Origin of the sequence: Paenibacillus polymyxa (assembly GCF_015710975.1) — a bacterium.
GTDB lineage: Bacteria > Bacillota > Bacilli > Paenibacillales > Paenibacillaceae > Paenibacillus > Paenibacillus polymyxa.
The window spans coordinates 1189119-1207546 of sequence record NZ_CP049783.1 but is presented as its reverse complement, the minus strand read 5'-3'; the positions used below and the strand labels follow the sequence as shown (position 1 = coordinate 1207546).

Annotated in this window: 17 protein-coding genes; 13 read left to right on the top strand and 4 right to left on the bottom strand. The window is 42.1% G+C overall.

What is annotated here, in order from left to right; all coding sequences use genetic code 11:
* The first annotated feature begins 17 nt into the window (after positions 1-17).
* Genes G7035_RS05445 through G7035_RS05430 form a run of 4 tightly spaced genes read left to right on the top strand, consistent with a single transcriptional unit; the run spans position 18 to position 3601 of the window.
* The gene (locus G7035_RS05445) at positions 18-419 is read left to right on the top strand and encodes a GntR family transcriptional regulator (RefSeq protein WP_019686050.1); all 402 of its coding nucleotides are present in this window, start codon (positions 18-20) and stop codon (positions 417-419) included.
* Between the two features lie 5 nt (positions 420-424).
* Entirely contained in the window at positions 425-1390 is a 966-nt protein-coding gene (locus G7035_RS05440; protein ID WP_019686051.1) for an ABC transporter ATP-binding protein, read from the top strand.
* Positions 1387-2289, top strand: coding sequence for an ABC transporter ATP-binding protein (locus tag G7035_RS05435; RefSeq protein ID WP_019686052.1), 903 nt, complete (start codon positions 1387-1389; stop codon positions 2287-2289). The genes G7035_RS05440 and G7035_RS05435 overlap by 4 nt, the downstream gene beginning before the upstream one ends.
* Entirely contained in the window at positions 2282-3601 is a 1320-nt protein-coding gene (locus G7035_RS05430) for an ABC transporter permease (protein WP_019686053.1), read from the top strand. The genes G7035_RS05435 and G7035_RS05430 overlap by 8 nt, the downstream gene beginning before the upstream one ends.
* 219 nt (positions 3602-3820) lie before the next feature.
* Here the strand turns inward: G7035_RS05430 and G7035_RS05425 are convergent, their stop codons facing one another.
* A complete protein-coding gene (locus G7035_RS05425; protein WP_019686054.1) occupies positions 3821-4402 on the bottom strand; it encodes a TetR/AcrR family transcriptional regulator in 582 nt (193 codons plus the stop codon).
* A 93-nt stretch (positions 4403-4495) separates the two neighbouring features.
* A complete protein-coding gene (locus G7035_RS05420) occupies positions 4496-5506 on the bottom strand; it encodes a fumarylacetoacetate hydrolase family protein (protein ID WP_019686055.1) in 1011 nt (336 codons plus the stop codon).
* Between the two features lie 165 nt (positions 5507-5671).
* On the opposite strand from G7035_RS05420, the gene G7035_RS05415 reads away from it, so the two are divergent.
* Entirely contained in the window at positions 5672-6694 is a 1023-nt protein-coding gene (locus G7035_RS05415; protein ID WP_017427997.1) for an MBL fold metallo-hydrolase, read from the top strand.
* Positions 6695-7723: 1029 nt separating this feature from the next.
* Positions 7724-8542, top strand: coding sequence for an alpha/beta fold hydrolase (locus tag G7035_RS05410; protein WP_017427996.1), 819 nt, complete (start codon positions 7724-7726; stop codon positions 8540-8542).
* Between the two features lie 261 nt (positions 8543-8803).
* Here G7035_RS05410 and G7035_RS05405 read toward each other — a convergent pair whose 3' ends face one another.
* Positions 8804-10018: an ROK family protein gene (locus tag G7035_RS05405; protein ID WP_016819555.1), complete on the bottom strand. Its 1215-nt coding sequence runs from the start codon at positions 10016-10018 to the stop codon at positions 8804-8806.
* Positions 10019-10383: 365 nt separating this feature from the next.
* On the opposite strand from G7035_RS05405, the gene G7035_RS05400 reads away from it, so the two are divergent.
* The 7 genes from G7035_RS05400 to G7035_RS05370 all read left to right on the top strand — a co-directional run bounded on the left by G7035_RS05400 (position 10384) and on the right by G7035_RS05370 (position 17880).
* On the top strand, positions 10384-11202 hold the full coding sequence (locus G7035_RS05400) for a purine-nucleoside phosphorylase (RefSeq protein WP_019686056.1): 819 nt from the start codon (positions 10384-10386) through the stop codon (positions 11200-11202).
* A 37-nt stretch (positions 11203-11239) separates the two neighbouring features.
* Positions 11240-12142, top strand: coding sequence for an EamA family transporter (locus G7035_RS05395; protein WP_102998372.1), 903 nt, complete (start codon positions 11240-11242; stop codon positions 12140-12142).
* Positions 12143-12196: 54 nt separating this feature from the next.
* The gene (locus tag G7035_RS05390; protein ID WP_017427994.1) at positions 12197-12658 is read left to right on the top strand and encodes a nucleoside deaminase; all 462 of its coding nucleotides are present in this window, start codon (positions 12197-12199) and stop codon (positions 12656-12658) included.
* Positions 12659-12812: 154 nt separating this feature from the next.
* Positions 12813-14003 (top strand): phosphopentomutase, encoded by a 1191-nt coding sequence (gene deoB / locus G7035_RS05385; protein ID WP_017427993.1) that lies wholly within the window; start codon positions 12813-12815, stop codon positions 14001-14003.
* Positions 14004-14294: 291 nt separating this feature from the next.
* Entirely contained in the window at positions 14295-15551 is a 1257-nt protein-coding gene (locus tag G7035_RS05380; RefSeq protein WP_017427992.1) for a nucleoside permease, read from the top strand.
* 409 nt (positions 15552-15960) lie between these two features.
* Positions 15961-16941: an aldo/keto reductase gene (locus G7035_RS05375; protein ID WP_019686057.1), complete on the top strand. Its 981-nt coding sequence runs from the start codon at positions 15961-15963 to the stop codon at positions 16939-16941.
* 87 nt (positions 16942-17028) lie between these two features.
* On the top strand, positions 17029-17880 hold the full coding sequence (locus G7035_RS05370) for an aldo/keto reductase (protein WP_017427991.1): 852 nt from the start codon (positions 17029-17031) through the stop codon (positions 17878-17880).
* Between the two features lie 39 nt (positions 17881-17919).
* Here G7035_RS05370 and G7035_RS05365 read toward each other — a convergent pair whose 3' ends face one another.
* The gene (locus G7035_RS05365; protein WP_016819563.1) at positions 17920-18354 is read right to left on the bottom strand and encodes a MerR family transcriptional regulator; all 435 of its coding nucleotides are present in this window, start codon (positions 18352-18354) and stop codon (positions 17920-17922) included.
* Positions 18355-18428 lie beyond the last annotated feature (74 nt).

Sequence of the window (18428 nt, the reverse complement as noted above, 5' to 3'; positions counted from 1 at the left end):
AAAGGGGGGGAAAGCAGGTGAATATTCCAGTGCAAATTGATGAGAATAGCGCGGAACCGCTGTATGCGCAGATTGAAAAGCAGCTTCGTTCACTCATTGTAACCGGACAGATTGCAGCGGGAACGCTGCTTCCCTCCATTCGTGAGTTCGCAGGGACGCTTCGTTGCAGTGTAATCACCGTCCGGCGAGTCTATCAGGATTTGGAGAACGAAGGCTTGCTTCGTACTCGGCAGGGAACGGGCACCTTCGTCGCTCTGGTCGAGGATGATATGCGCACAGGTTACCGTCTTAAAGCGGTGACTGAGGCATTGGAAACGGCGATTGCCACAGGCATCGCTGTACAGATGAAAGAGCGGGAGTTATTGGAGCTTTTTGCAGAAATGGTGAAAAGAAGGTATGAAGTCCAGGTGAGGGAGTGACAGCCGTGAATAATCATGTGGGAGTTCCTACGGAAATACAGATGAAAGCACCAATTATTGAGATGAGCCAGGTCTATAAAACCCGGGGTGACCGGAAAATTGGACCGATTAATTTAACGGTTGAACCAGGATATGTGGTCGCTTTGGCTGGACATAACGGATCAGGGAAAAGCACATTGATTCATTTGCTGACTCAGCTTGTTCATCCGGATTCCGGTGAGATTCGTTGGTTCGGTCAAGCATACCCCGACGGCATGCCGGCAGATACACGACAATGGGTTGGGTATATACCGGAGCAGCCGGTTCGCGAGGAGGATCGACTAACTGCAGAAGCAGCAGCGGCTTTTCGAGCATTGTGGTATCCCGGCTGGGATGAAACACGTTTTCAGCGTCTAATGGACCGCTTTCAGGTTCCAGCACATACGAAATTATCGAGTATGTCCAAGGGACAGCGCCGGAAATTCGAACTGGCTGCTGCCTTGGCGCCGCACCCCCGTGTGTTGCTACTGGATGAGCCTTCATCGGGTCTAGACCCTTTTGCCTGGAAGATCATGCTGGAGGAACTGCGGGATTGTATGAAGAACGGTAAAACGACGATCATTATTGCTACCCATATCATGGACGAGATCAAGCGTTTGGCGGATTATATTGTCTTGATGCACGATGGCAGGCTGCTTGGCAAGCTGGAAAAAGACCATCTGCTCGAAAATGGCAAGGAAATGTGGTTTGAAGGTACACCAGAGGAGGCATCGGAGCTTCCGGGAGTTGTAGAGACGGAGAGTGATGGGAATTTACAGCGAATTATAACGCTGGCAGCTGGAGAGACCAGTGCCATATTGGAACAAGCGGGTATTCGCCCCATCCGTGTGCGCCGTCTGGAGCTGGATGATATTTTAGTACATTGGTCTGCGGGACAACTATCGACGGATACAGAGACATTCATGAAGAAGGAAGGGGTAAAGCAATCATGAGCATGCTGCAATTGGAAAAGGTCGTGAAGCAATATGGGAATCATACGGCGGTAAACGGAATATCCCTGAATGTGAACGGTGGCGAGATTTACGGACTGCTGGGGGGCAATGGAGCAGGTAAAACGACAACGATGCGCATGGTGCTCGGCCTGATTTACCCTGACGGGGGAAGCATTCAATATGAAGGCAAGCCCTACAGCAAGGAGCTTCAGCGGACAATGGGCTATTTGCCCGAGGAGCGTGGACTGTACCCCAAGGTGAAGGTGAGCGAGCAGATTAATTACTTGGGCAGGCTGCGGGGAATGTCGGCCAAGGAGGCAGACAAAAGTCTACGCTACTGGCTAGAGCGCTTTGGAGTGCCGGAATATTACGACAAGCGGATTGAGGAGCTATCCAAGGGAAATCAGCAAAAAATGGGCTTTATTGCGGCTGTTGTGCATCGTCCGACGCTGCTCATTTTGGATGAGGCCTTCAGTGGGCTGGACCCGGTGAACGTCGAATTGCTCAAGGATACGGTGAAGGAACTACGGGATGAGGGTGCTGCGATTTTATTTTCAACCCACCGTATGGAGCATGTAGAGGAACTGTGCCGACATATTACGATTTTGCACCGCTCGAATACCGTATTGCAGGGAAGTGTGCAAGAGATTAAGGGCCGTTACCCACGTGAAAAAGTTCGCCTCATCACTACAGGTGAAGTGAACGGACTGGAACAGCTGCCGGGCGTACGCCGTGTAGAGCATATGGATCGTGGCTGGATGCTGCATATTGAGCAGCCGGATGCGGCGAAGTTAATTTTGCAAACAGCGTTGGGACAAACGGATGTGGAGCATTTTGAGATCAAGGAACCTACGCTCAACGAAATTTTCATAAGAGAGGTGGGGGATTCCCATGAATAGACTGGGTACGGTGATCGGGTTTACGTTTCGTCAGAAGGCGAGGACCAAATCCTTTATCATTACGACACTGGTATTGGCCTTGCTCATTACGCTGGGCATGAATCTACCGTATTTGATTTCTTTGTTTAAAGGAGAAGGGGCCGGAGGTTCCGACACAACTGCAGCCGCACATCAACGCTTGGGTCTGATTGCCGGGAACCAGACAGAAGTGGCAAATCAGCTGGAGCGATTTACCAAGGAGCAGTCCAATCCGGCAGCCATCTGGGTACGTTATGACAGCGTACAAGCGCCGACAATGCAGCAAGCCTTGAACAACGGAAAGCTGCAAGGTTACGTGCAGTTCACGGAGCCTGCCGCCAAGGGAGACACGTTTCCTAAAGTGGAATACGTCTCTGTAGAAAAAGAGCCATCTCCGGCTGTCATTACATTGGTGCAAACGGGACTTCAGGAAGCAAAGGTCAAGGCTATTATGGGCGACAAGTCGCTGACCAGCGACCAAATACGTGAAATTAGTGCACCTGTATTGGTGGATAGCAGGGAAGTAGACAGTCCGTCTGAGGCAGGGGGAGCTGCGGGGAAAGAGGAAAAAGCGACCTCCATGATTAACTATGGTTTGGTCTATGTATTGATGATTTTATTCTTCACCTCTTCCATGATGACGGGGAATATGATCGCCGCAGAGGTAACATCGGAAAAAAGCTCACGGATCATGGAGATTCTCATCACAAGCGTGTCGCCGTTGACCCAAATGTTTGGGAAGATTATTGGCATCTTCCTGGTAGGTCTGCTGCAAATTGCCGTTTTCGCAGCTGTTATGTGCGCCAACCTCATGCTGCCGCATAATAATGTCATTCTTAGCTCGGCCGGGCTGGATTTGTCTCAACTGAATATTGCGGTGCTCGGCTATGGTCTCATATTTTACATTCTCGGCTACTTTCTGTACGCGGTATTGTTCGCCGCGGTGGGCTCCATTGTTAGTCGTACCGAAGAGTTGGGGCAGGCAATCATGCCGATTACCGTGCTGTCACTCGCAGCCTTTTACATCGGGATCTTCAATATTGCCGCACCTGATACGATTTTCATTAAGGTGGCCGGATACATTCCGTTCTTTTCTCCGACCGTCATGCTGCTACGCATCGGGTTGGAACGGGCGAGTCTGCTGGAAATTTGGCTGTCACTAGCCATTCTAGTTGCTTCTATCCTATTATTTGGCTGGCTGGCCGCCAAGATCTACCGTACGGGTGTCTTAATGTATGGCAAACGACCTTCGTTCAAAGAGCTAAGAAAAGCGATGAAGGCTTACAAGATTTAATAAATTTAGGTGTAGGAGAACATTGTGAGTAACCATTATAGTTGAGACAAATGTATTAATAAATGAGATTTTTTCAATATATGTTTGAGACAAAGTGAGAGCCTTGATTCATCAGAAGTACCGATGGATCAAGGCTTTTCTACTTTATATGGTGATGATTAATAATTGGTGATGTTTGAGAGGAGAAGTTAGACTTATCATTAAATAAATCAATAAAGCTTATGACTGAGACAAGATTCCTTTAACAAACAATGAGATACTGTGCTTGTAGAACTCTTCCTCGGTGACGAGTTGGGACTGATATTGCCGGTGAATCAGCTCGCTCATCTGAAATCCGTAGCACATCGAGAGGAAAGTCATGGCGGCAAGACGCTCATCCTGTCTGGCTATAACTTTTTTCTTCTGCAGGCGTTCAAAATATTCAACTAGCAAGGAGTGCAGCTTCACCGGCGGATCGGCCAGCACTCTGTCCAATTCGGGAAGCATTCCTTTGTCACGGATGCCAATCAAAATGATGTCCGCATTTTTATGGAAAAACAAACGGTACTGCTGACTTACATTCAGCAGATCTACTTCCGGATTATCGGTCGCATCCTCTTTTAACAGCTTCTCAAATTGCGGGATATCCGAATGTCTTTCAATAATGGCTTCCAATATGCCTTGCTTGCTTCCAAATTGCCGGAAAATCGTAGATTCATTGACTTTAGCTTCCGTTGCAATGGCTTTGGTGCTTACTCCCCGATAGCCCTTCTTTTTGATGAGCCGTGTCGCGGCTTCAATGATTCTGTCTGAAGTTTGCATTGCATTTCTCCTTTTACATATGTTAAACCTATTCTACTACAAGATTTTGCATATGCAGCAGGGTCGGGGTTCATCATTTTCATAAACGTTTATTTAAGGCAAATCGCTTCTTTTTTCCCAGCGGCTTGGTTCAGTAATCTTGACATGATCAGGCACCAATTGCGTGAGCGAGCCTAATTTATCAAATGTAATCTGGATTCGGTCAGAGGGCAACAGCCATTGTTCGGTCTCGATTGCGCAACAATCCGGTATCGTCCCCATTCCTATAATCGTGCCTGGGAGCGGCGTGAAAACTTTGAGAATCTCCTCCATCACTTTTGCAGGGTGTACAGAATACTCGGATGTGCTTCCCTTCCAATGCAGTCTCTCCCCGATCCGTACATCCACATCCAGTGCCAGCGGGTTGCCGATTTCATCCGGCGTAGCCAGAAATGGTCCAATTCCTTTGCTGCGATCAAAATCTTTGCAGCGCGTCGGTCCAGTCAGCGCCAGGAAATCAGGCCACTGCACATCGCGAACAGTACTGTCGTTAAAAATAACATAACCTGCAATGCAGTTCCCCTTCCCTGTAACAAAGGCCAGCTCCGGCTCGATATCCAGGTAGGAAGAGTACGAAGGCCAATGTATCGTATCCCCATCGCCAATTAATGCGTTATGGTTACACTTGTAATAACTGAAAATTACTTTATTCGTATCTCGCTGGAATTTTTCAGCAATTTTTCGTTTAAGTTCTTCTCTTTCCGGTCCTGTGTATTCTCTTTGCAGCAGATTTACGCCAGCATTTCTCAGATGTCTTGGCGTCAGCCCGAAATCGATAAGCGCAGCCGGATGTGGAACCGGCGGCAGCAATTTTACCGCTGCAATCGGGCAGACTTCATTTTCATTGAATTGATGCGACAGTTCGACAGCATATTGCATCAATTCCTTAGCGGCATCATAACTTGCCGGCAAATAATGAAGATAGCTGTCCATACTTTCAAGACTGTCAACGAATGTTCCCTGCTTTTTCATGATTGCGGCAAAAGACACGACAAATTTCTCGTTAATTACAAGCCCAAATAAAGGTTCCTGAGATGTCTTGGTTTGAAAGGTTACTAGCTTCATGTTGCAGCGCCACCATCCATGTTGTTTGATGTTGTTCTGTTACTATCATATTGCATAACATAAATGAATGCAAGTGCTTGCTTGCATTTATGTTTTCGATTCTCTATATTAAAGACATAATCAGTGTGCTTTACCCCAAAAACATATACGCAAAGGAGAATTTCCATGAAGTATGGACGTATTATCCAAAAACCTCGCGTTAAATTTTTTGAAGTCGCAAATGGCGTCTTTGCCGGTATTTCGCCGTATCGCGGCATCAGTTGGGCCAATGCCGGGTTCATCAACAAGGGCGGAGGGCTGGTGTATGACACGTTCTTCGATTTGTTCCATGCGCGGGAAATGCGGGAGGCTTTTAAGGAAGTAAGCAACGGCGGCTCTCCCGCATATGTGGTGAATTCGCACTATAACAGTGACCATGCCTGGGGAAACAAAGTGTTTGAAGATGCTTGCATTATTATGCACAAGGAAGCGTCCAGAGAGCGTCTCACCGAAAATATCGCCTGGATGGATAGCGTCATCAGAAGAGGAAAGAATTCTCCGGAATCGACTTCGGGCGAGCGGTTTTTTGCAGCGGAATTTGAAGGATTCGACCTAGAAGGCGTAGAATGGGTGCTTCCGAATATTGAGATAAAGGACGATATCAACATCCGTCTTGGCGATATGGAAGTTATGATTTACAACGTAGCTCCGGCCCACTCTGACAGTGACTTGCTGCTGTGGATGCCAAAAGAAAAGGTGCTGTTCGCCGGCGATGTCGTGTTTAACGGTTGTACGGCATACAGCGAAGAGGGAACCCTCAATTGGGTTAAAGTGCTTGATCGCATTATTGATGAAATTAAACCCGAAATCGTTGTTCCAGGACATGGCGCCATCTGCGGCCTGGACTTCGTGAAGGAGCAAAGAGACTACCTCCTGAACCTGATTAGCGAGTTTAACAAGCATTACAATGACGAAATTGATACCTTGTCCCTGACCAAGCAAATTGATATTTCCCGCTTCCTTCATTGGATTCAGCCAGAACGGTTGTATGTTACAGTGGATATCCTATTGAAAAGCAAACGAGGGTTACCACCCCTTCCAATTTGGAACGAGGTGCCTGCTAAGCTGGAAGACATGAAAGCTTTTTTGGCCGGAAAATATGGCGATCAGATCAAGCCATGGGACCCTATGAGTGTTTGGCAAGAATAGCAAGTTGAAGCTAGCGTACGAAAAACAAAAAACGGCCTTGTCGCAAACGATGCGAACAGCGGCCGTTTTTTTTATTGTTCCACGGAATTTAAATCGGCGTTTAGAACTTATTATAAAGAAATGGAGATGGACTTATGACTAACTTAACTTTCGCAGCTCAATCATGGGAGAAAAAACAGAGAGTGGTAAGTCAAGGCAGTGTCTGAGCTTGGAAGTTTTCCACCCATTCGGATACGGGTCCCGGATTCGCCGCAGTACACACCGCAGCAGCCGAAGAGTAAGGAGCAGTTTATAGAAGGCGTTTGTAACATTTTTTAGAAAATAACGATGTATAAATTGCCAAGTAGAAGTGATGTAACAATGTTAAATGTAAATAAACAGCACCAAAGTCGCGGCTGGAATGGCGTTGTATCTGCTTTGAATGTTCTATATGTTGGGTTCGCGCAGCTCTGTCATGGCAAAGCCCCGCCCGAAGTGATTCTTCTAAATTCATATTTTTTACAAGAAAGCAATTCTAAAACCACGATAACATTGTCCCGCTGAAAGTCGCTATTTTAAGTTGAAATTAAACATTGAAAAAGCTTGTCGCTGGCAAGCTTTTTTTGATGTCTTTGAGCTAATAAAGATAATATGAAACCTATACAAGTAGATGTATACTTATCCATTACAGTAATGAGGATATTCTCATTAATTATGATTTTTATGGCTTACATGAGTTGGATAGAGATAATTTTCTCACTAATTATGACACCGCACATTGTGAGTAACCATTATAGTTGAGACAAAGTAGGGACCTTGATTCGTCAGAAGCACTGATGAATCAAGGTCTTCCTACTTTATATGGTGATGAATAATAAAACAGCAATTTAGTTTAACCCCAGAAACAATTATGGCGAACAAGTGTTCTTTACATATATTATGTATGAGTATATAATCAAAACGAAACGGAGATCTGGTGTGCTAGATAAAGCAATGTAGATTTTTCTTTAGTATAAGCACATTATAAATATATCAATTGGAGGAGTCTGTATGCCATATTGTAAAGTCAAGAATGCCAATATATATTACGAGGAAATTGGTACAGGCAAACCGATTATAATGATCCATGGTTTTACACCAGACCATCGGTTAATGAGTGGGTGTATGGAACCGATATTTGAAGATATCCCCGGTTGGCGTCGTATCTATCTTGATTTGCCTGGAATGGGACAAACAATGGATTACGATCAAATATGTAATTCAAATGATATGCTAGAAGCAGTTATAAATTTTATTGAAACTCTTGTCCCAAACCAAGATTATCTCATAGCAGGCGAATCATACGGTGGTTATATTACAAGAGGAATAATTAATAGACATAAAGATCGTATTGGTGGAGCTGCACTGATTTGTCCATTAATTATTCCTGAACACAAAAGAAGAATACTTCCCGAGCATTTTGTTGTTCATCGTGATCGCGAGTTTATGGGCACCTTAAGTGAAGAGCAAATAAGTGATTTTAGCGCAAATCAAGTCGTTCTCGATGAATATAATTGGAAGAGGTATTCAGAAGAGATCGTGGCAGGTTGTAAGATCGCTGACTACGATTTTCTTAGCAAGATTCAAAGAAACTATGGATTTTCCACCAATATAGATGAATTAGTATTCGATAAACCAACAGTATTTACTCTTGGACGACAAGATGCAGTCGTTGGTTACATAGACGCTTTTAAAATTTTAGACAATTATCCTAGAGCAACCTTTGCCGTTCTAGATCGAGCAGGCCATAATCTTCAAATTGAACAGGTTCTATTATTTGAGTCACTTATTCGTGAGTGGCTTGAAAGAGTAACAGAGTTTGGATTTTAGTTGTATATGAATCCATTGAACTAACGGGCAGGGAATTAATCTGTACTTTATTCAGAAAGCTCTGAAGCGTAAGCTACCGATCTTGGAGCTGGAATCGTTCGAATCTCAACTGGACATCTACTGAAGAATAAAGGCTATGCCGTCGTACATAAATAAATAGTCGCTTCAAAAAGATGAGTCGCTTGGCTCGTCTTTTTTTGTTTTGAATGATTCAAGTTCTCATCTCAGGTGTGGATAAGAACTTGAATCGATGACTAAATGCTAAACAGGTACCTCTTCAGTGAAATAATCCAACACCATACAACCAGCTCCTTGAGCCACAATATTGTAGGCTTCAGTGGACTTAATGATTTGGACATGACTATCAGGATAAAATTTTAGTCGATCTTGTGCTGTTTTAGCTGCTACCTCAAAAAAACGCGGTTTTGGTACTAGAGTTCCTCCGAAAATCACGATCTCAGGACGTAACAGAAAAATCAGATTACTGAGACCCACACCAAAATAATAAGCTGCATCCTCAACAACTTCTAAACAGAGCGCATCGTTTTGCTCTAAAGCATATAAAATGTGGTGTAAATTGATCTCTTCGAAATCGTTAACTTCGGTCGTAAGCATTGAAGGCTTGCCACGCTTCATGAGCCTAACCATTTCGTCACGAATAGCAGGCAAACTACTGTATGCTTGGAGACACCCATATGAGCCACAAGAACAACGTCGACCATGAATATCAATGATGATGTGCCCAAAGGTATCATCCATATCTCTTTTTCTGCTAACCAATCTGCCTTGAAAAATAGTACCGCATCGAATTCCAATATCACTGGATACAAAGACTAAATTATCTGTTTCTTTCCAAAAGTTCATACGATATTCAGCTAGCGCAGCCAAGTTGGTCCCATTCTCCAGAAATACAGGAGTGTTGGTTTTATGTTTTAAATATTCAATTATATTTATATCCCATCCACCTGCAGGAAAAAGTTGGGGATGTGAAATGACTCCCATTGCCGGATCAAACGAATCGAGAACCCCAATGCCGATGCCCAACAATTTCTCCCTAGGAACGTTATGCTCAGCCAGTAAATCCTCAACGCACTTTGCTACATAATTTAATGTGTACTCTCCAGTACATTCGGTGGTCATCTTTAATTTTTTGACGCCTATAATATTTAGCTTTAAATCAAGCAGCAAGACAGTTGTGTATAAGCTTGTAATCTCAACCCCAATCAAGTTGTAAGCATCCGGTTTGATCACATAGGCCAGAGGTTTACGTCCACCACTTGATTTTCCAATCCCACTATCATAGATAAGATCTTCTGCAACAAGTTCGTCAAGTAAACGCCCACATGTTACATGCTTAAAACCAGTGTGTTCAGCTAACGTGTTAATGGTTACAGGACCTAATTTACGAACTAAGCTATATAACAGTTTTAAGTTTTTCGCTTTGGGTGATGATAACTCTTCAAATTTATTTAACATATAACTTCCCCTTGATCTTTAATACAAGATGTTGTTTTCAGACATAAATATATAGTTACAATTATTATCGGGCTTTTTTGATGATATATCTACTCTGATTATTAAATCTGTACAATTTTGGATGTTTTAGATACACGTTGAGCTAATGAAGAAAACATGAATTAACTTTTGATAATTAGTATAAAAAGAACTGGATATAATGACTAATTATTTAACGTTTAGTTAGTCTTTTTATATAAATGATAAATAGTTATTTACAAAAGGTAGTTAAGCTATTACACTAATCAATGAAAGCTGTTGGAGCAGCAATTTGAAGTGATTGATACAGATAGCTTACAGCAAACTATTTTAGGAGGAATACAAACATGCATAACATGCAAGATATTTTGGAAACCAGAGACTTTATCATGAGTAAAACATCATATCGTCCGACGATCGGAATGATTTTGGGGTCTGGCTTAGGAACACTGGCTGACGAAATTGAAAACCCTTTCACAATACCTTACAGCGAAATTCCTCACTTTGCAAAATCTGAAGCGGTAGGTCATGCCAACGAATTGGTCATTGGCGAATTAAAGGGGAAAACTGTAGTCGCAATGAAAGGACGTTTTCATTACTATGAAGGCTATTCTTTGGATGAAGTGACTTTTCCGGTGCGTTTGATGAAGGCCCTGGGTGTAGAAAACTTGCTCATCACTAATGCTTGCGGCGCCGTTAATAAAGACTTTAAACCGGGTGAGTTAATGTTGATTACGGATCACCTCAATTTGGTAGGTACGAATCCATTGATTGGACCGAATAATAACGATTTGGGTACTCGTTTTCCTGATCTTTCTCAAGTGTACAATGCTGAATTGCGACAAATTGCTACGGAAGTTGCAAAAGCACAAAATACAACTTTACGCGAAGGCGTATATTCCTGGTGGAGTGGTCCAGCTTATGAAACCCCAGCTGAAATTCGCATGATTCGTACATTAGGCGCAGATGCTGTTGGAATGTCAACCGTACCAGAAGCCATCGTAGCTGTTCACGCGAATATGAAGGTTCTTGGAATCTCCTGTTTAACCAACATGGCTTGTGGAATTCTAGATCAGCCTCTAAGTCATGACGAAGTAATTGAGGTAGCTGCCTTGGTAAGAGAGAATTTCATTGCTTTAGTTAAGGGAATTGTAGAGAAGGTTTAGTAATTATATAAAATCCGATGAAGAAAAAGGCGAGGTTATGAAAGGGTATATATATGTCATATTAGGTGCAATTTGTTATGGTTTATTATCGACTTTTGTGAAATTAGCCTATAAAGATGGTTATATCGTGAATGATGTTGTTGGAATACAGCTCCTCTTAGGATCGATATTATTATGGGGCGGAGTGCTGGTTACTAAAGGCACGAAGAGTACAAAACAGAAGAAGTTCGTAACGCCAGGTAAAAGGGAAATAATATTATTAGTTACCGTAGGGGCTACAACGGGGCTTACAGGAATGTTTTATTATCTTTCACTTCAATATATTTCAGCTTCTTTGGCGATTGTACTCCTTTTTCAGTTTACATGGATCGGTGTGTTGCTAGAGGCAATTTTCAATAGAAGAATTCCTGAAAAAGGAAAGTTACTATCCATCATTCCTTTACTTATCGGAACGATAAGCGCAACTAATATTTATTCAACTGGAATTTCAGCCGTTCATTGGCTTGGCTTTTTGTATGGTCTGCTTGCAGCATTATCTTATTCTATTTTTATGATCGTTAGTGGTAGGGTCGCCGTTCAAGCAAATCCGATGATGAAGACAGCTTTCATGACTACCGGAGGCCTCATCGTTTGTTCGATCATTTTACCTCCAACGTTTTTAACAGACGGAAAGCTTTTATTACAACTGGCTGTACAATACGGGTTTGTTTTAGCTTTTGTCGGTCCCTTCCTATCCACACTGCTTTTCTCTAAAGGTGTTCCGTTAGTGGGATCAGGAATAGCATCAATATTAGGTGCAATGGAGCTTCCAACAGCCTTATTAATGTCTGTCTTTGTCCTGAATGAGCACATTGGTGTTCCGCAATATGTAGGGATCGTTCTTATCTTAATTGGAATATCATTACCAAAATTACTGAAAAAAGTAAAAAGGACATCTTAACCATTTGAAACGTCCTTAGATGGATAATAATCATAGATTAGGGAGGAATATGGAATGAAGAACAAAGATGAAATCTTTATGAAAAAGGCAATTGAGGTTGCTCTACAATCCCGAAATGAAGGAAATGAGCCCTTTGGTGCGATATTGGTCAAAGGGGAGGAAGTCGTAATGGTTGGGGAAAATAAAATTAATACGTTTTGTGATCCAACGCATCATGCAGAAATCGGTTTAATCCGGAAGTTTTGTTCTGAAAACAATATATTTAATTTGAGCGAATACACTTTGTATACAAGTTGTGAACCTTGCGTTATGTGTTCGGGGGCCATGGTGTGGTCTAATCTGGGCAAAATAGTATACAGCGTATCACATGATCAGTTAGCTGAAATCGCCGGGAGCAACATCATGATTGCTTGCAATGAAGTGTTTGAGAAAAGCCCTCAAAGACCTGAACTGGTTGAACAAGTACTCAACGAAGAAGGTTTAAAAGTATTTGATGGATACAAATTTTCTCATTAAATAACTTTTTAAAAATATGAGAATCTATGAATTCATTGGGCAACTTCACTGGATAGTGAAGCTGTCCTCTTTTATGTATCGTTTTACTGCTTGAAATCTAAAAAATAATGCTTCAGATAAAACAAAGGTGCGTGTTGAGAGGAGAGATTGATATATGAATAAACGATTTCAACGAATTCATTTAATTGTCCTAGATTCAGTCGGTATTGGAGAAGCACCGGATGCTGCGGCTTTTGGAGATGAGGGGGCTGATACGTTGGGGCATATCGCAGAAAAAATGAATGGACTGTATATGCCTAACATGGCTGCACTTGGATTGTCCAACATTAAAGAAATTCAAGGAGTACCTAAGGCCGATCATCCAATGGCTTTTTGGACCAAAATGCAGGAAGCCTCTAACGGGAAGGATACGATGACAGGGCATTGGGAGATCATGGGGTTACGTATAGACGTCCCCTTTCAAGTGTTCCCGAATGGTTTCCCTGCCGCTTTGATTGAAGAACTTGAAATAAAATCAGGGAGAAAAATCATCGGAAATAAACCTGCCAGCGGCACTGAAATATTAGATGAGCTTGGGGAGGAGCATATGAAAACGGGGGCTTTGATCGTTTACACATCAGCTGATTCCGTTCTGCAAATTGCTGCTCACGAAGAGATTGTACCGCTGGATGAGTTATACCATGTCTGTGAAATGGCACGTGAAATGACCAAAAACAGTGATTATATGGTTGGCCGTGTCATAGCCAGGCCGTTTGTAGGGGAGCCGGGACAGTTTAAACGAACGGCTAACCGGCATGACTATGCACTGAAGCCTTTTTCCCGGACGGTCATGAATGAATTAAAGGATGCTGATCTGGATGTGATTGCTGTAGGGAAAATTTCAGATATTTATGATGGGGAAGGCGTTACTGAGGCGATCCGAACGGTATCTAACATGGATGGAATGGACAAGTTTATTCAAGTTGCGCAGAAGGATTTTACGGGCTTGTCTTTTTTAAACCTGGTTGACTTTGATGCCCTTTTTGGTCACCGCCGAGATCCGCAAGGGTATGGCAATGCACTGGAGGAATTTGATGCTCGGTTGCCAGAACTGTTAGAAAAGCTTACCGAGAAGGATTTGCTTATATTGACTGCGGACCATGGAAATGACCCGGTTCATCACGGAACCGATCATACACGTGAATATGTGCCGCTACTCATCTACTCCAAAGCGTTTATGGAAGGCCGAGAGCTGCCTCTTCGCAAAACGTTTGCAGACATTGGAGCATCCGTTGCTGACAACTTTAGGGTCAAATTGCCAGACCACAGTACCAGTTTTATGCATGAATTAATGATAAAAAGATAAACGTTAAACCAAATAACTTCCGCTTCTACGGAGGTCATTTGGTTTGGAAAAAACAAACTTTTATTATTTTATGTAAAAAGTATAAAATGATTATGTATATTATGAGTCATTTATTATGAATAATTCATTACTTTTTATAAAATATATATTTAGTTCTTTACTTTAATGACTTTACCTATTACACTATGAATAACAAAATGTAAGCCTTTCCAAGTGTGTCCGACAGAAGAATCGACGGAAGAGTAGTAACACAACAACTTGAATATTCAAGCTCAAAAGGGGACAGGAAAAATGGCAATGAAAACACGGCTTAGAATAATGAATTTCTTTCAGTTTTTCATTTGGGGATCATGGCTTGTTACGCTAGGCTCGTATATGATCAATACATTACATTTTACGGGCGCACAAGTTGGAATTGTTTATAGCTCAAAAGGATTAGCTGCGATCATCATGCCTAGTCTTGCAGGCATTATTGCGGATCGTTGGATTAAAGCCAACAGATTATATGGAATATTCCATGTTCTAGGTGCGATTTCTTTATTTATAGCAGCACACATTTCAGATCCAATGACTATGTTTTGGGTAATATTTTTCAATTCGTTGGTTTACATGCCAACAAGTGCTTTGACAAATGTTATATCATACGTTGCGCTTGAGAAAGCGGGATTGGATACAGTAAAGGATTTCCCACCAATTCGCGTTTTTGGAACAATCGGGTTCATTATTGCCATGTGGGTAGTTAGTCTTAGCGGATTTGAGTTAAGCAACATCCAGTTATATATAGCTGCGAGTATCTCGCTCTTGCTAGCCCTATACTCACTTACGCTGCCTGATTGCCCAACCTCTAACGAGAAGAGAGAAAAGTCATGGATTAGTCTTTTAGGCTTGGATGCGTTTGTACTGTTCAAACAGAAAAGAATGGTTATATTCTTTCTTTTCTCAACACTTCTAGGTGTTGCCTTGCAAATAACCAATACATTTGGTAATCCGTTTTTGCATGATTTTGGACTGAATCCTGAATTTAAAGATAGCCTGGTCGTACAGTATCCATCTATTTTATTATCGGTATCACAGATTGCTGAGGTGTGTTTTATCCTTGCCATCCCATTCTTTTTACGTAACTTTGGAATTAAAAAGGTTATGCTCATTAGTATGGTGGCTTGGACATTACGCTTTTTATTTTTCGCATATGGTAACCCATCTGGTATGGGATTCACTTTCCTTCTGTTATCCATGATTGTGTACGGCTGTGCATTTGATTTCTTTAACGTCTCTGGAGCCATTTTTGTAGAAAAAGAAGTCGATCCTCGTATTCGCGCAAGTGCGCAAGGCTTATTTTTAGCCATGGTTGATGGAATCGGAGCGTATGTAGGCGCCATTGCAAGTGGAAAGGTCGTAGATTATTTCACGGTAGATGGTGTGAAAGATTGGCAAAGTATCTGGTTGACCTTTGGAGCATATACACTCGTACTTGCAATTATTTTTGCTGTAAGCTTCAAATATAAACATGATCGAAATGCTATGAAAGATGTATCTGCAGGCCATTGAAATCAAGAATAAAAGAAGGTTAATGTTTTTCTGCATTGCTGTTTATGATTTTAGCTCTTTATTTCATATTTAAAGGAAGCAAAAGATCGAATGAAGTGAAATTGGCTTCAGATCAGGGCAAGATATTTATACAACAATAAAAGAAAAGCTTGGTGAGATGGCGAGCCTTTATCTGTTATGAACAGTGAGGGGCTCGCCATCTGTATAAAAGCACACCGTATGTTCAAACATATTAAGCCGTTGGGTTGCATCATGCCATTGTATACATATAAGTCCTGCTGACAAAAATTTTAAATAAACTGACTCAAACGTATTGACTTCGAGTTACACGAAGATGGTAGGCTACTACTTATAAACAACATACTGCACTCATTAAAACATCATTTTATTGTAAAGTGAGGTCAATTCCATGGAATTTGTGAAGCTTGGAAATACCGGTTTGGATGTATCACGGCTTTGTCTCGGCTGTATGGGGTTTGGCGATGCGAAACGTTGGATTCATCAATGGGTACTTGATGAAGAGAGTAGTCGCCCGGTTATTAAAAAAGCGCTTGAACTTGGCATTAATTTTTTTGATACGGCTAATGTATACTCTCTTGGATCAAGCGAAGAAATTTTGGGACGCGCGCTTAAGGAGTATGCCATCCGGGATGAAATTGTAATCGCAACGAAAGTTCATGGACGTATGCATCAAGGACCTAATGGCGCAGGTCTTTCTCGCAAGGCCATCATGAGCGAGATCGATAAAAGTCTGAAACGGCTAGGTACTGATTATGTAGACCTGTATCAAATTCACCGTTGGGATCACAATACGCCTATTGAGGAAACGATGGAAGCCTTGCACCATGTAGTGAAGGCAGGAAAGGCCAGATACATTGGGGCATCCGCTATGTATGCTTGGCAATTTCAGAAGGCATTGCATGTTGCCGAGAAAAATGGATGGACTCGGTTTGTATCCATGCAGAATCACTTGAATCTCATTTACCGTGAAGAGGAGAGAGAAATGCTTCCATTGTGCAGGGAAGAAAAAATCGGTGTAATTCCATACAGCCCGCTTGCATCGGGAAGATTGACCCGTGATCCGGAGGAAACAACCTATCGATCTGAAACCGATGATATTCAAAAATCAAAATATGATGCAACAGCAAATGCCGACCGATGGATTGTGGAGAGGGTTGCGAACATTGCAGAAAAACATGGTGTTCCCCGCGTACAAATTGCACTTGCCTGGTTGTTGCAAAAAGCACCGGTAACTGCTCCTATTATCGGTGCTACAAAAATATCTCATCTTAAAGAGGCTGTAGCTGCACTTACTGTGAAATTAACAACGGAAGAAGTAGCATTCCTGGAAGAGCCGTATGTGCCGCACTCTATTGTTGGTTTTAATTAACTGACATAGGTTGAAAATTGCTGTTTCGGATAGCAAAATTTAAATACCTGATAGAAATGATGAAAAACTACTTTCCGGGAGGTTTATATGCAAAAAGTAATACTGAACAATGGTGTTGAAATGCCTATCATTGGTTTTGGGGTATATCAGATTAAAGATGCGAAAGAATGCGAACAAAGCGTTTATGACGCTCTTATGGCAGGCTATCGTCTAATCGATACCGCTGCGGCTTATCAAAACGAAGAAGCAGTTGGCAGAGCTATCAAGCGGAGCGGCGTACCGAGAGAAGAATTATTTATTACTACAAAACTCTGGGTACAAGATGCGGGGTATGAGAGTGCAAAGAAGGCATTTGCAAAGTCACTGGAAAAATTACAGTTGGATTATTTGGATCTGTATCTGATTCACCAGCCATTTGGTGATGTGTATGGTTCCTGGCGCGCGATGGAGGAATTGTACCATGAAGGAAAAATCAGATCGATCGGTGTGAGTAACTTTCAGATGGACCGTCTCGTTGATTTGATTCTTCATAATGAAGTCACTCCGGCCGTTAACCAGGTTGAAACACATCCTTTCTGCCAGCAAATTAAAGGTGCCACACTTATGAAGGAATACAATGTACAGATTGAGTCTTGGGGGCCTTTTGCAGAAGGCAGAAATAATATGTTCCATAATGGAGTGTTGGTGTCACTGGCTGAAAAGTATCAAAAATCCGTGGCTCAGGTGATTTTACGCTGGTTAACACAAAGAGAAGTCGTCGTAATTCCAAAGTCCGTCCATAAAGAAAGAATTATTGAAAACTTCAATATCTTTGACTTTGATTTAAGCATAGAGGATATGGAGACAATTGCTGCACTAGATATGAAACAAAGCAGCTTCTTCTCACACAATGATCCGGAAATCGCAAAAGCGCTTGGCACGACCCGATTTGAGATTTGATGCTATCATTCTATTACAAAAAGTCGACGCAGAAATCTCCTAACAAGTCTTCAATGGGCAGGATGTGATCGGCGTTTCTTTTGACCAATAGGCAGGATTGGTATCATCCGGGATCACTTGATTTATAATGTCACGGTAGTGCTCTTCTTTGTTGGTAATAAATTCTGCCATAAATTTTACTTCTTCTAATTGAGCTAGAACCGCTTCTTTTTGCTTGCGTATTATTTCATAACGTTCCTCAATGGTTGCATCGCCTTCCAAACATAGGTCTACATATTTTTTGATGTCTTCGACGGACATACCACACTTTTTTAAGTTTTTTGCACCTGTAAGCCAGTGTATGGAATCGTCATTAAAAATACGGTTATTGTTTTTATCACGCTGTAAACCTGGAACTAATCCTTTATCTGTATAGAAGCGAATGGTGTGTACAGTTAAGTCAAGTAGTTCTGCAACTTCTTTCACAGTATACATGCTACCCCTCCCCAATTTCATGTTGAATGAAGCTATTTAAATTATTATTTCCTTCGTGTTACTCGAAGGTGATG